A 14,270-nucleotide genomic window follows, 5' to 3' on the forward strand; every position below is an offset into this window, starting at 1 on the left:
ATCCCAGATAATTCATTAGGCGGCTCTGCGAGCCTACCCGAGTGCTGGCGGTCAGTTTGCGGTCATTTTCGCCGCTTGCTCAGCGTCCATAGACTAAGCTATGGATTTCTCCAACCCGAAAAACTGTCTCGCAACCTGCCTCGCCATAGATAGATCGGGAATCTACCGCACCAGCAACATTGGCCTGATAGAAAGGCTGCGGGCGATCTTGTCGGCCGCCTGCCTGGCCACCACCTGATCCGGATAAGGGCCCGCATGGACCTTGAACAAGCCATCTTGCGGGACGATACCGAGCGCATCGATTGAAGGAAGCGCGCTGCGCATGCGTGCAAGGAAATTATCGGCATTATCATAGGCACTGAACGCGCCCAGTTGCAGATAGATTCCCCTTGCATCCGCGGTGGCGGGAGCAGCAGTGCTGCCGGATACGGATGCGCCTGACTCCATGGGTGAGTATGCAACTTCGAACAAGCCTGGTCCGGCCGCTGCCTCCTGTTGCCCTGCACCAGCAGGCGCATCTGTCTTTTCGCCGGCGACGGCGGATACCGGAACAGGTGCGGGGGGATTTGCGGCAAAGGTGCGGACCGTATTCGGGGCAACGGCAGACGCCGACGCAACCCGCATGGCAGGATCAGAACCCGGCAGGACAGTTTCCACTTCGACCCAGGCGCTGCCGCCACCCAGTACATCGAGCTTATAGGCGGCGGTGTAGGAAAGATCGATGAGGCGGTCGGAAAGGAAGGGTCCGCGATCATTAACCCTTACTACTACGGATTTTCCGTTCCTGATGTTGGTGACGCGAACATAGCTGGGCAATGGCAAGGTGGTGTGCGCTGCCGTCATGCCATACATATCGTAGACTTCACCGGAGGCAGTCTTTTGCCCATGGTACCGCCGGCCGTACCAAGAAGCGATTCCACGTTCCCTGTAGGATTCCAGGACAGTCATCGGCGCATAGGATTTCCCCAGCGCGACATAAGGGCGCATGTTTGCCTGACGCAAGGGCTCGTCGCGGGGAACGGCATCTGGAATGGACGCGAGATCGGCGGGTGGATTATCGCCGGGGCCATCGTCCAGGTAATAACCACCTCCCTTTTTCAGGCCGGTGCCGAATAGCGTCGATGTGCCGGTTTTGCCTCTCTTGTCCTGTTTCAGGATGGTGCCGCAGCCGCCAACGAAAGTAAGAATAAAGACTGCGATAATCCAGGCTGCCCATTGCCGAGGAGGGGGCAATGGATTCGACACGGATTCTGATCTCGAATCAATATTCCTCATGTCTTCACCAACTTGGGATGCGTCTGTATGCTCATCAAAATACCAAATCCCAGCAGCATTGTCACCATCGATGTACCGCCGTAGCTGATCAGAGGCAGCGGTACTCCCACTACGGGCAGAATGCCGATGACCATGCCTATGTTGACAAAAATATAAGTGAAAAATGTCAGCGTGATCGAACCGGCGATAAGGCGCGTAAACTGGGTTGAGGCATTGGCAGCGATAATCATGCCGCGGCCGATAACCACCAGGTACAGCAGCAACAGCAGCGAGTTGCCGATAAGCCCGAATTCTTCGGAAAATACCGCAAAGATGAAATCGGTGCTTCTCTCGGGAAGGAAATCGAGATGGGTCTGGGTACCATGCTGCCAGCCCTTGCCAAGAATGCCTCCAGAGCCAATAGCAATGGTGGATTGAATGGTGTGATAGCCTGCGCCGAGCGCATCCTGTGTCGGATCAAGCAAGGTCATGACGCGCCTTCGCTGATAGTCATGCATCGTCGACCATAGTATCGGCAAGCTTCCTGCCCCGGCGACGAACAAGGCGCCCATGATGCGCCATGACAGCCCTGTGAGGAACAGTACGTAGAAGCCGCTCGATGCGATGAGCAGCGCTGTGCCCAAGTCCGGCTGGCGTACGATCATCAGTACGGGAAGTATCAGCAGCAGCGTTGCAACCGCATAATCCCTCAGCCGCAAGGTGGCTTCATGTTTATCGAAATACCACGCCATCATCAGCGGCACGGCTATCTTCATCAACTCGGACGGTTGAATACGGGTAAAGCCGATGTTCAACCAGCGCCGAGCGCCATTGTTTATCTCACCGAACAGCGCCACGCCAAGCAGCAGCAGAACGCCGGCTACATATATCGGCAGGGCAATGCGCATGATATGCTGCAATGGAATGTTGGCGACCAGCCACATGATGCCCAGTGCAACCAGCATATTGACTGCCTGATTGGTGACGCGGCCGAGGTTGGCATCGGTTGCGCTATACAGCGTGAACAAACCGGTCAGCATCAGTAGCAATATTCCGCTCAGCAGGAAGCTGTCCACATAACGCGTGAGGTAATGCCACAAGCGCATGGGTTCAGTCATGCTCGTCCTCTTCTTCATTCGGCTCGACAGCTTCTGCCGCCGCTTCTGTGGGCAACTTGCCAAGCAGGAAGTAGTCCATCACCATCCTGGCGATCGGCGCAGCGGTAGACCCGCCATGACCGCCGTTTTCCACCAGTACCGATAGCGCTATTTTTGGGTTCTCGGCGGGGGCGTAAGCAATGAACAGCGCGTGGTCGCGAAAACGTTCCCGGATCTTGCTTTCTACGTATTTCTCCCCTTGCTTCATGCCGATCACTTGTGACGTACCGGTCTTGCCCGCAAAAACATAGGCAGCGTCGGCGCCGGCGAGTGCCGCGGTGCCGCCAGGCTGGGTAACATCTATGAGCGCGTTTCGCACCGCCTGTAAATTATCGGGATTGAGATTGAGCGTGTATAAGGGCTCCTTGGCGATTTCCCGCACCACCTCCTTGTTGTTATTCAGGACCTGCTTCACCAGATGTGGACGAAATGCTGTGCCATTCCCCGCCAGTATCGCGGTAGCAAAGGCCAGTTGTAGCGGAGTGGTCAGATTGTAGCCTTGGCCTATGCCCACCGAAATCGTGTCGCCGGCATACCACTTCTGTTTGTGCCGTCGCATTTTCCATTCTTGTGAGGGCAACAGGCCGCTAGCTTCTCCCTCGATATCGAGGCCGGTTTTCTTCCCCAATCCAAACTGACTGACGAAATCGAAGATGTTGTCAATGCCGAGGTCGTTGGCAAGCCCGTAGTAGTACGTGTCACACGATACGACCAGAGATTTGTGCAGGTCCACAATTCCATGGCCCCCGGCTTTCCAATCGCGAAAGCGGTGCGTGCTGCCGGGCAGGCTGAAATACCCGGAGTCGTTGATTGCATGCCGTGGCCAGCGTTTTTTCAGCTCCAGGCCGGCCAGTGCCATAAATGGTTTGAACGTGGAGCCTGGCGGGTAAAGCCCGCGCAACGCGCGGTTGTTTAAAGGCCTGTCGATGGAATTATTCAGTAAATCCCAATTTTCAGAATCGATGCCATCGACAAACAGATTGGGATCGAATCCCGGTTTACTGACGAACGCGAGCACCTCGCCGGTAGCAGGTTCAATCGCGACCAGCGCGCCGCGCCGATCTCCAAAAGCTTTCTCGGCGACCTCTTGCAATCTGGCGTCGAGCGAAAGTGTCAGATCGTTGCCGGAGATCGCCGGCGTACGGGATATCACTCTTATCACCCGGCCGGCGGCATCCGTTTCCATTTCCTCGAAACCCGTGATACCGTGCAGTTCTTTTTCGTAACTTTGCTCGATACCGATTTTACCCATGTGGTGGGAGCCTCGATAATTGGCCAAGCCGTCGCTGGCTTCCAGTCGCTCAAGATCCTTGTCGTTGATTCGGCCGATATAGCCGACGACATGAGATGCGCTTTCTCCCTTGGGGTACTGGCGGAATAAACGTGCCTTGATTTCCACCCCTGGAAAGCGATAGCGGTTGGCTGCAAAACGGGCGACTTCTACATCCGACAACCGGGTACGGATGGGCAAGCTTTCAAATCTCTTACTCTCCTCCATCAATTTTTTAAAACGCTTGCGGTCTCTCGCGGCTATTTCGACAACGGTAGCCAATTCATTAATGAGAGCCTCAAGGTCTCCAACCTTGCTGGGCACGATTTCAAGCGTATAAGCAGAGTAGTTATGCGCCAGCACTTCACCATTACGGTCGAAAATCAAACCCCGATTGGGCACGATAGGTGAGATGGAGATGCGGTTGGCTTCCGCCAGAGTATGATAGTGCTCGCGCTGCGATACCTGGAGGTAAGAGAAACGCGCAAACAGCAAAAGGAATAGCAGCAGCACGAATCCCGCGCTGAAGGCAAGCCGCAACTGGAAATTTTTCAGTTCACGCGGATGGTTACGAAGCTCTACTGTACGGCTCATCGGGCATCGGATTCAAACCTGGGCTTCTGTGGTATTCTCAGCAATGAAGAGAAAAACGGCCATAGCAATGTGCCGGTAACGCTCGCGAGAAAGAAATTCCAGCCGGGAAAATGGGACCCATCCAGCAGCCCTGTCAGAAGTATGATGAGTTGTCCCAAAAGCAATATCAATCCTATCTGCGGAGCTTGCTTTAGCAATTCAAAGTTGCTCAGGCGCCGGTGAAACAGCAGTGCGACAAAAGCCATGATGCTGTATGCCAGGGCATGCTGGCCAAATGTGGTGGCATCGCCGAAATCCATTAGCAGGCCCATTACAAATGCGACGCTGATACCGACACGCTGCGGTTGGCTGATACACCAGTAAAGTATCGCCAGGGCGATGAAATCCGGCCATAGCGCTAGCGCTATGCCTTTTAACGGCATGAGATTCAGCAATAACGCCACCATCAGGCTGACGACGATGAACGAGCCCCTGACAGGCAGCAGAATTTCATGTTTGGGATGATTAGCGAATGCCACCTTTTTCTCGCTTTCTGCCCTCGGGCTTCAATTCGAACGCCTCCACCGGAATTTCCGTAACGGGCGCCAGCGTGGACAATATCAACAACTGGCGGTTATGACCTACTCCGGCGACAGGTGTACAGGTAACACGGGCAAAGACATACGTAGGATTGCGTTCGATCTTTGAAACCACCGCGACGGGAAGGCCAGGGGGATAAACCCCATCTATTCCGGAAGTAACCAGGGAGTCTCCTTCCTGTATATCGGTGTTGACAGCCAGGTAACGCAATTCAAGCATCGCATCCTTTCCCGTGCCCGATATCACTGAGCGAAGGCCGTTACGCACTACCTGCACCGGCACGGAATGATCCTTGTCAGTAATGAGCGTGACTTCGGATGCCCATGGATAGTCGCGTGTAATCTGCCCCACCACGCCAATATCATCCACCACCACCTGACCTGGCTGGACCCCGCTTTGGCTACCTTTATCAAGCATAACCTTACGGTTAAACGGATCGCGCGGTACATGCAGGATTTCAGCCATCACCGCTTTGCTTTCAACCCGCTGCGTGGCTTCCAGAAGCTTGCGCAACTGGGCATTTTCAGCTTCCAGGGCGCTCAACTGCTGGAGTTGGCCCCGGTCGACAAGGTGCTGCTGCTTGAGATGAATATTCTCGTCGGCCAGATGCCCGCTAAAGAGAAGCTCGCTTACGCTGTCGTAGATCGTTCCCGGTACATTGGCTAGTTTCTGTAGTGGATAGACCACGGTAGAGAAGGCCTGGCGAATTTCGAGAAGATATTTAAACCGGGCGTCGACGGCCATCAGCACTAATGACAGCATTACAAAAAAAACAAGCCGCGCCAGCAGACTGGGACCATGCCTGAAAAACCGCGGATTCGTTTCCGTCATGTCTCTCGGGTTTCACGATGGACGATTCAATATGCGCTCGGCCGGGACCCGACCGGACGTCCTCGAAAACCCGCTAGTCACTGGCAAAAACGCCGACCAACTGATCCATATTTTCCAGAGCGACACCTGATCCCCGCACTACACAGGTGAGTGGGTCTTCAGCGATAATAACCGACAACCCTGTTTCTTCCATCAATAGGCGATCAATGTCTCTTAGCAGTGCCCCGCCACCGGTCAATACCATGCCTTTTTCAGCGATATCCGCACCCAGCTCAGGCAACGTATGCTCAAGCGCCGATTTGACCGCGCTGACGATACTATTCAGCGGATCCGTCAGCGCTTCGAGGATTTCGTTGCTGGAAATAGTGAAGCTGCGCGGAATTCCTTCTGCCAGATTTCGTCCCTTGACTTCCATTTCCCGTACTTCCGAGCCGGGGAAGGCGGATCCTATTTCCTTCTTGATCAGTTCGGCGGTAACTTCACCGATCAGCATGCCGTAATTGCGGCGAATGTAATTGATGATTGCCTCGTCGAACTTATCGCCTCCGACGCGTACCGAATTTGAATAAACGATGCCGCCGAGTGAAATTACGCCCACTTCGGTCGTGCCGCCACCGATATCAACCACCATCGAACCAGTCGCTTCCTCGACCGGCAAGTTGGCGCCGATCGCTGCCGCCATCGGTTCCTCGATCAGTTCGACCTTGCGTGCGCCGGCGCCGTAAGCGGCTTCGCGAATGGCGCGACGCTCCACCTGAGTGGATCCATAAGGTACGCAGATTACAATGCGGGGATTGGCGGAAAACAGTCGCGGCGGATTTACCTTCTTGATGAAGTGCTTCAGCATCTGTTCGGTTACGGTGAAATCGGCGATAACGCCGTCCTTCATAGGACGGATCGCGGTGATATTACCGGGGGTCCGTCCCAGCATCTGCTTGGCCGCCAGCCCTACCTGCTGAATTACTTTTTTGCCGTTGGGGCCGCCATCCTGGCGTATTGCTACTACGGAAGGTTCATTTAATACAATACCCTGGCCGCGTACGTAAATCAGCGTATTGGCGGTTCCCAGGTCTATCGCCATATCGGTCGAAAAATAACCCTTCAATACATTATTGTTTATAAAATTAAGCATGGTTTACGAAATCCGTTGCAGATGGCGATGATAAAGCGCGGAAAAGGATGCGTCACTCAGGCGGGCTATGATACTCTATTACCTATTTGAATATAAGGGATTTGGCGGTCAATGTCACTGTCTCTGGATGAGGTAAAGCGCATCGCCAACCTGGCGCGCATTGAAGTCAGCGAGGATGAGGCGAGTACCGCGCTGGCTCAGTTATCGGGTATCTTCAACCTGATCCAGCAGATGCAGGCGGTGGATACATCGACCATAAAACCTGTGTCCCATGCGCAGGATTTGATGCAACGGTTGCGCCCGGATATCGTGACGGAGGTCGATCAGCGCGAGTTGTTTCAATCCATAGCGCCCCAGGTAGAGGCGGGTCTTTACCTCGTGCCAAAGGTTATCGAGTAAAACCTGGCGCGCCCCTGAGTTCTCCTTCCACGTTTGTAATCTTTTGCAAGATTTGCTTCACCCCGCGAATAACATGTTGAACTCCAGCCTCAAGCAATTTTCCACGCTCCTCGCCGCGAAAAAAATCTCCAGCGTTGAATTGACCGATGAATTCCTCAAGCGTTCCCGGGTGCTAAATCCAGGCTACAACGCCTTCATTACCATCAATGAAGAGACTAGCCTGACTCAAGCGCGTGCCGCGGATATGATTATCGCATCCGGCCGGGCCCAGCCGCTTACCGGTATTCCGATCGCCCAGAAGGATATTTTTTGTACCAAGGGGTGGCTCACTACCTGCGGATCGAAAATGTTGTCCAATTTCATTTCCCCTTACGATGCTGCCGTGGTTGAACGTTTCAATGCGGCAGGGGCGGTGAATATCGGCAAAACCAACATGGATGAATTCGCCATGGGATCCAGCAACGAAACCTCCTATTACGGGCCGGTAAAGAATCCATGGGATATCACAGCCGTGCCGGGCGGCAGTTCGGGGGGTTCCGCTTGTGTGGTTGCCGCACGCATGGCCCCTGCCGCGACGGGCACGGATACTGGCGGTTCGATTCGTCAGCCGGCCGCGTTATGCGGCATTTCCGGGATCAAACCCACCTATGGACTGGTTTCGCGCTACGGTATGATTGCTTTTGCTTCCAGCCTCGACCAGGGCGGACCGATGGCAAAATCAGCAGAAGATCTGGCGTTGATGCTGAATGTCATGGCAGGATTCGATACACGTGATTCGACCAGTTTGCAGCGCGAGGTGGAAGATTACACGCGCGATCTGGAAAAGCCGCTCGAAGGGTTGCGTATCGGCCTGCCGAAAGAATATTTCGTGAAGGAAATAAACGATGACGTAGCGCGCGCGGTGGAAGCCGCTATCGCGGAATATCGCAAGCTTGGCGCAAAAACGGTGGAAGTATCGCTACCCAATACGAAGCTGTCGGTACCCGTTTACTATGTGCTGGCCCCGGCGGAAGCGTCGAGCAATCTATCCCGGTTCGATGGCGTGCGTTACGGCTATCGTGCCCCGGAGTATATCGATCTCGATGATATGTACCGGAAAAGCCGCGCGCAGGGTTTTGGCGCAGAGGTGAAGCGCCGCATTTTAATCGGAACTTATGTGTTGTCACATGGATATTACGATGCATACTACATTCAGGCACAGAAGCTCCGGCGTCTGATAGCACTGGATTTTGCCGAGGCTTTCAAGCAGTGCGACATCATCATGGGCCCGACTTCGCCCACGGTAGCATTCGATCTCGGAGAGAAAAGCAGCGATCCGGTGCAGATGTACTTATCCGATGCCTACACCATCGCCGTCAACCTGGCCGGCTTGCCCGGCATGTCTATCCCGGTGGGTTTTGGCAACAAAAACCGGCCGGTGGGATTACACATCGTTGGCAATTATTTTACGGAAGCGCAAATGCTGAATGTGGCACATCAATACCAGCGGACAACCGACTGGCATTTTCAGATGCCCGGCACATCCAAAGGGTAAATTGAGCCTGTACTGACCTGTATCGGGCACGGCTTTCATCTTTCATCTCCGTGAGAGTACGATGAATTTAACCATTCCAGACTTGGCCCGGTATCCAGTTCAAAACCCGCGATGGCCTGCTTTCCACCCTCGGATAACAAGTTCGGCTGGTATATCGTGCCGATTATCGCCGGGATCAATTTTTCGTAGCACGCCCGGATGAGTACTATTCCAAAAAGGAATTCTCGCAATGCAATGGGAAATCGTTATCGGTCTTGAAGTCCATGCGCAGCTCTCGACCCACTCGAAAATATTTTCAGGCGCCTCGACCGCCTTCGGCGCGGCACCCAACGCAGAAGCTTGCGCCGTCGATTTGGCACTGCCGGGCGTGCTGCCGGTATTGAATCGCGGCGCGGTCGAGCGGGCAATCAAACTGGGTCTGTCGGTTGGGGGAAAAATCAATTCGCCGTCAATTTTTGCCCGAAAGAACTATTTCTATCCCGATCTCCCCAAAGGCTATCAGATTAGTCAATATGAACTGCCAGTTGTTGAAGGCGGCGTGGTCCGGATTCGGTCTGCCCAAGATGGAAAGGAATGCGAGAAAACGATACGGCTTACTCGGGCACATCTGGAGGAAGACGCGGGCAAGTCCCTGCATGAGGATTTTCACGGCATGACGGGCATTGATCTCAATCGTGCCGGTACCCCCCTGCTGGAGATCGTTTCCGAACCGGATATGCGCAGCAGCGCCGAAGCCGTAGCGTATGCCAAAACATTGCATTCGCTAGTACGGTGGATCGGTATCTGCGACGGCAATATGCAGGAGGGTTCCTTTCGCTGCGACGCCAACGTATCCGTACGTCCACAAGGGTCGGACAAGCTTGGCACTCGCTGCGAAATAAAGAACCTCAACTCGTTCCGTTTTCTCGAGAAGGCTATCGATTACGAGGCCCGACGCCAGATAGCGCTCCTGGAAGATGGCGGCATCATCCATCAGCAAACCCGCCTCTACGATCCTGCAAAGGATGAAACCCGTGCCATGCGAAGCAAGGAAGATGCGCAGGACTACCGTTATTTCCCCGATCCGGACTTGTTGCCGCTGGAAATCCCTGCAAGCTGGATTGCGGAAGTGAAGAGCGGGCTACCGGAACTGCCACAGCAAATGCGAACGCGCCTCGAGCGCGACTATGGACTTTCTGCTTATGACGCAGCGGCGCTGACGGCCGATCGGGAGATTGCAGAGTACTTCGACGCAGTTGCAGATAAACTTCCATCTGATCCAAAACTCTGCGCAAACTGGATAATGGGCGAAATATCCGCTTATCTCAATAATGAAGGAAAGCTCTTTGATGATTGCCCGCTGTCTCCGGCACAACTCGTGCAACTTCTAGGGCGTATCAAAGATGGCACCATCTCGGGAAAGATCGGGAAGGAAGTATTGAGACAAATGTGGACCCAATCCGGTGAGCAAGCTGGAGGGTGGAAGCGCCATGATTCGGAGCCGAACGAGAACCTTGTTGACGAAATCATCAAATCGCAGGGATTGAAGCAGATCTCGGATTCAGGCGAACTGGACAAACTCATCGCCGAGGTTATTGCCGCCAACTCGAAATCTGTTGAAGAATTTAGATCCGGCAAGGAAAAAGCCTTTAATGCACTCGTCGGCCAGGTGATGAAGGCCGCCAAAGGCAAGGCGAACCCAGCACAGGTAAACGAAATATTGAGAAAAAAGCTGGCCTGATGATTAGATGTTGGGTTGCGCTACGCTTACCCCAACCATGTATTATCGAAAGTTCCGATTTAAGCGCTTTATACCCTCCTCTCAGCCTTCGTCTCTACCTACAGATTAACGCTACGTCCTCCATCCACGGCAATGATCTGGCCGGTAATATAAGGCGCGTCCGCAATCAGGAAAGCCACCGTTCTGGCGATGTCATCCGGCTCACCGGTTCGCTTGAGCAGTGTCCTGCCGATGATGTGCTGGCGAGACGCTTCATCTGCCCACTCGCCCTCTTCAGGCCATAGAATGGGACCGGGAGAAACGCCATTTACCCGGACTTCGGGCGCAAGCTCCAGCGCGAGCGATCGGGTAAGCGAGGCCAAGCCGCCCTTTGCAGCGTTGTACACCACGTATCCTTTCAGCGGCCATTTCTCGTGAATATCGACAATATTGACGATGCAGCCATGATGTTCCCTGAGTTGCGGCGCCGCCGCCTGCGACAGAAACAGAGGGACCTTCAGATTGGTGCCGATCAGATCATTCCACATGTTCTCCGTGATTTCTCCCGGAGGAGTAGGGAAAAAGCTGGAAGCGTTGTTGACAAGTGCGTCGAGTTTTCCGAAATGCTTTATGGTCTCGTCGATCAAGTCGGGCAGCCGCCCGATATCTAGCAGGTCGGCCTGAGCCAGCGCCACCGAGCCGGGCCGTGCCTGATTAAGTTCGGTCTGCAAGGCCCGAGCGGCTGCCTCCGATGCGCGGTAATGCACCAGCAGATTTGCGCCCTGCGCATGCAATCTGCGACAGGTGGCCGCACCCACGCGTCTGGCGCCCCCCGTGACGAGTATCACTTTCCCTTGCATCGCTATCTCCTCTACACTTACGAATCGATTCAATTTTTATCATTCATAGCGGCTCTCAAATAGAGCTTACAGAAGATCGCTGGATTCCCGCTAGCGAGAAAGACGATGCCTCCATTTGATAGACGATCTTATATTACAGAGTAGCATAGAGCCAATGCAGCCACTACCGGCACTCCCTATACCGAGCGAAGCGGCTCTCCGGCACAGCCGTGCCTTGAAAGAACTCATCCATGCCGAACTTGCTGCCGCTGGCGGCTGGATTTCATTCGAACATTACATGAGATTAGTCTTATACGTACCGGGCATGGGTTATTACAGCGGGGGTGCGGCAAAATTCGGCGAAGCGGGAGATTTTGTCACCGCCCCGGAAATTTCTGCGTTATTCGGTAGAACCCTGGCGCGGCAGGCTGCGCAGGTTCTTGAACTCGTGGATGATCATGCGGATATTCTCGAATTCGGGGCGGGTACGGGCAAACTCGCGCTCGATTTACTGCTTGAACTGGAAAAACTCGGCAGCTTGCCCCGCCGGTATTTTATTCTTGAAGTCAGTGCAGAACTACAACAGCGACAGCGGGAATTATTTGAGAGATTCGCGCCGCATCTCGCGCCGCGAGTTGCCTGGCTGGAACATTTGCCTCCCGCATTCGATGGGCTGATACTTGCCAATGAGGTACTCGACGCCATGCCGGTACATCTGGTTGCCTGGCATGGAGCTGATCTGTTCGAGCGTGGCGTGATGATAAAAGGGGACGATTTTGCATGGAGCGATCGTCCTCTTGTAGAGGGAGTCCTTTTTGAGACTGCTCGTGAATTGAATCCTCAGGCGGATGCTGCGAGTGGCGACGTCAACCGTGGTGTTGGCAACGATATCAGCGAGTATGTCAGCGAGATCAATCTTTCCGCGCGCCATTTCATGCATAGCCTTGCCGCTGTTTTGCAACGGGGTGCAATCATATTGATTGACTATGGTTTCGGACGTAATGAGTATTACCATCCCCAGCGAGCTTGCGGCACACTGATGTGTCATTATCGCCATCTAGCCCACGACGATCCTTTTTATCTGCCGGGTTTGCAGGACATCACCAGCCATGTTGATTTCAGCTCTGTCGCCAGCGCCGCTATCGGTTCAGGGCTGGAGTTGCGGGGTTATACAACCCAGGCATATTTTCTCATCAACTGCGGGGTAACCGAGATTCTGGCGCAAACCCGAGCGGAGAACACCAGGGACTATCTACCGCTGACGAACCAGTTGCAAAAGCTGGTGAGCCCGGCAGAAATGGGTGAGCTGTTCAAAGTCATCGCATTCGGCAAGCATATCCACCAGTCACTGATCGGATTCGGCAGCGGGGATAAAAGCCGTATGTTGTAGCGCATGCGCGCTGAGGCTGGAACGCTGCGGTTGCGAATAACAGGGGCTATCTTGTCTGCAACCCAGTGGACTATTTGAAGTAGGGAAGCAGCCCCAGGTTTTTCCCCTCGCATGCTATGATTAAACCTAAATCCGGTAGTTGACCGCTCATTTGATAGATCAGTGTTATGATTAATAACAATATTTCATATTATTTGACGCTCACCTTCCGGGTGAGGGCGCTACGGGGTGAATTGCACAGTTTTTGGGGCACATGGCTGCGTTGCAACTTCTTGGAATGGAACGACTATTCCGCGTCGTTGCGCCTTGCCCTGCACCCCAAAAACCGTACACTTCACCCCGTCCGACTGCCGGATTTAGGTTAACTCAACTGATAAAGAAGTTTTTGAACATTCGAAACTCGGATAGGGGAATATGTCGTGGCGACCGTGAGGCAATTACTGCAGGGCAAGGGGTTCGAATATGCGAGCATCGAGCCGGACAAATCCGTATACGACGCCATGCAATTGATGGCTGCACAAAACATCGGTGCATTGCTGGTGCTACAGGATGGAAAACTGGCCGGTATCTTTACTGAAAGAGATTATGCGCGTAAGGCATACCTGCTGGATAGATCCGCGAAAGATATCCCGGTTAAGGAAATCATGACTTCGCAAGTGGCATATGTAACCCCCGACTATTCGGCAGAAGACTGCATGGCATTGGTTACCGCGATACGGGTACGGCACCTGCCCGTACTTGAAAACAATGCAGTGGTCGGTATTGTTTCCATCGGCGATCTGGTCAAGGACGCCATTTCCGGACGCGAGTTCGTCATTCATCAGCTCGAACGTTACATATACGGAATTACCGGACCGGATTAATATGTCAATGGTACGTCAATGAGGTGCTGCCCCGCCCGCCAGTGACCATATTCCCAGCAGCAAAAATGACGCAGCCGCGAACCATCGCATCATTGTCATATTGATGCGATCCGCAAGTACCTTGCCCATCCAGACGGCCGGTGCGTTAGCAAGCATCATGCCAAGCGTGGTTCCCAACACAACCGCTATCAGCGCATCATAGCGGGCGGCCAATGCCACTGTTGCCAGTTGCGTCTTGTCTCCCATCTCCGCCAGAAAGAAAGCAATTAGCGTGGTGACAAATGCCCCAGTGCTAAAAAAGCGCGGATTCCCTTCCAGTGCATCTGGCTTGAGCGCCCAAAGCCCGCATCCGATGAACGATAGCCCGACGACCCAGCCGAGAAATTGGGGGGAGATCAGGCTCGCCAGCCATGCGCCGACCGACGCCGCGAGCGCATGGTTGAATAGCGTGGCCACGAAGATACCGGCCATTATCGGGTAGGGCTGCCGTAGCTTGGCTGCAAGTACAAATGAAAGAAGCTGAGTCTTGTCGCCGATCTCAGCCAGCGCTACCAGCACGGTGGAGGTAAAAAATGCTTCCAAGATAGGGGCAGTGTATCAAAAATGGAGGTCCGGAAATTGTAGCGTGGTTTTGTTGTCCTAAACCACGTGCTCTCTCCAGTAATTGATGCCTGATAAGCATCGGCCCTTCCCGAAACTGAACAATTTCCGGCAGGATACTCTTCCAGC

13 protein-coding genes are annotated in these 14,270 nt (G+C 53.9%); 5 read left to right on the forward strand and 8 right to left on the reverse strand.

Annotated elements, in window-relative coordinates; all coding sequences use genetic code 11:
- Nucleotides 1–162: 162 nt before the first annotated feature.
- The 6 genes from KJS40_RS01295 to KJS40_RS01320 form a co-directional block, all read right to left on the reverse strand.
- Nucleotides 163–1,275: a septal ring lytic transglycosylase RlpA family protein gene (locus tag KJS40_RS01295; protein WP_213538762.1), complete on the reverse strand. Its 1,113-nt coding sequence runs from the start codon at nt 1,273–1,275 to the stop codon at nt 163–165.
- Nucleotides 1,272–2,372: a rod shape-determining protein RodA gene (gene rodA, locus KJS40_RS01300; protein ID WP_213538763.1), complete on the reverse strand. Its 1,101-nt coding sequence runs from the start codon at nt 2,370–2,372 to the stop codon at nt 1,272–1,274. The genes KJS40_RS01295 and rodA overlap by 4 nt, the downstream gene beginning before the upstream one ends.
- Nucleotides 2,365–4,275 carry a penicillin-binding protein 2 gene (gene mrdA / locus KJS40_RS01305; protein ID WP_213538764.1) on the reverse strand — a complete coding sequence of 637 codons (1,911 nt, stop codon included), beginning with the start codon at nt 4,273–4,275 and terminating at the stop codon, nt 2,365–2,367. Before mrdA ends, rodA begins: the two co-directional genes overlap by 8 nt.
- Entirely contained in the window at nt 4,272–4,793 is a 522-nt protein-coding gene (gene mreD / locus KJS40_RS01310; RefSeq protein ID WP_213538765.1) for a rod shape-determining protein MreD, read from the reverse strand. Before mreD ends, mrdA begins: the two co-directional genes overlap by 4 nt.
- On the reverse strand, nt 4,780–5,685 hold the full coding sequence (gene mreC, locus KJS40_RS01315; RefSeq protein ID WP_213538766.1) for a rod shape-determining protein MreC: 906 nt from the start codon (nt 5,683–5,685) through the stop codon (nt 4,780–4,782). The genes mreD and mreC overlap by 14 nt, the downstream gene beginning before the upstream one ends.
- Nucleotides 5,686–5,758: 73 nt before the next feature.
- Nucleotides 5,759–6,817 carry a rod shape-determining protein gene (locus KJS40_RS01320; RefSeq protein ID WP_025041307.1) on the reverse strand — a complete coding sequence of 353 codons (1,059 nt, stop codon included), beginning with the start codon at nt 6,815–6,817 and terminating at the stop codon, nt 5,759–5,761.
- 111 nt (nt 6,818–6,928) lie between these two features.
- Here KJS40_RS01320 and gatC point away from each other — a divergent pair, with 111 nt between their 5' ends.
- From gatC to gatB, 3 genes are all read left to right on the forward strand, one after another.
- Entirely contained in the window at nt 6,929–7,216 is a 288-nt protein-coding gene (gatC, locus tag KJS40_RS01325) for an Asp-tRNA(Asn)/Glu-tRNA(Gln) amidotransferase subunit GatC (RefSeq protein WP_025041306.1), read from the forward strand.
- 73 nt (nt 7,217–7,289) lie between these two features.
- Nucleotides 7,290–8,750 (forward strand): Asp-tRNA(Asn)/Glu-tRNA(Gln) amidotransferase subunit GatA, encoded by a 1,461-nt coding sequence (gene gatA, locus KJS40_RS01330; protein ID WP_213538767.1) that lies wholly within the window; start codon nt 7,290–7,292, stop codon nt 8,748–8,750.
- 229 nt (nt 8,751–8,979) lie between these two features.
- Nucleotides 8,980–10,470 (forward strand): Asp-tRNA(Asn)/Glu-tRNA(Gln) amidotransferase subunit GatB, encoded by a 1,491-nt coding sequence (gene gatB, locus KJS40_RS01335; protein ID WP_213538768.1) that lies wholly within the window; start codon nt 8,980–8,982, stop codon nt 10,468–10,470.
- 98 nt (nt 10,471–10,568) lie between these two features.
- Here gatB and KJS40_RS01340 read toward each other — a convergent pair whose 3' ends face one another.
- Nucleotides 10,569–11,309, reverse strand: coding sequence for a pteridine reductase (locus KJS40_RS01340; RefSeq protein WP_213539662.1), 741 nt, complete (start codon nt 11,307–11,309; stop codon nt 10,569–10,571).
- Between the two features lie 154 nt (nt 11,310–11,463).
- Between KJS40_RS01340 and KJS40_RS01345 the strand changes: the two genes are divergently transcribed.
- Nucleotides 11,464–12,678 (forward strand): SAM-dependent methyltransferase, encoded by a 1,215-nt coding sequence (locus KJS40_RS01345; protein ID WP_213538769.1) that lies wholly within the window; start codon nt 11,464–11,466, stop codon nt 12,676–12,678.
- 419 nt (nt 12,679–13,097) lie between these two features.
- A complete protein-coding gene (locus KJS40_RS01350) occupies nt 13,098–13,541 on the forward strand; it encodes a CBS domain-containing protein (RefSeq protein ID WP_213538770.1) in 444 nt (147 codons plus the stop codon).
- 15 nt (nt 13,542–13,556) lie between these two features.
- Here the strand turns inward: KJS40_RS01350 and KJS40_RS01355 are convergent, their stop codons facing one another.
- Nucleotides 13,557–14,126 (reverse strand): TMEM165/GDT1 family protein, encoded by a 570-nt coding sequence (locus KJS40_RS01355; protein WP_213539663.1) that lies wholly within the window; start codon nt 14,124–14,126, stop codon nt 13,557–13,559.
- Nucleotides 14,127–14,270 lie beyond the last annotated feature (144 nt).

Origin of the sequence: Nitrosospira sp. NRS527 (assembly GCF_018406445.1) — a bacterium.
Taxonomy (GTDB): Bacteria; Pseudomonadota; Gammaproteobacteria; order Burkholderiales; family Nitrosomonadaceae; genus Nitrosospira; species Nitrosospira briensis.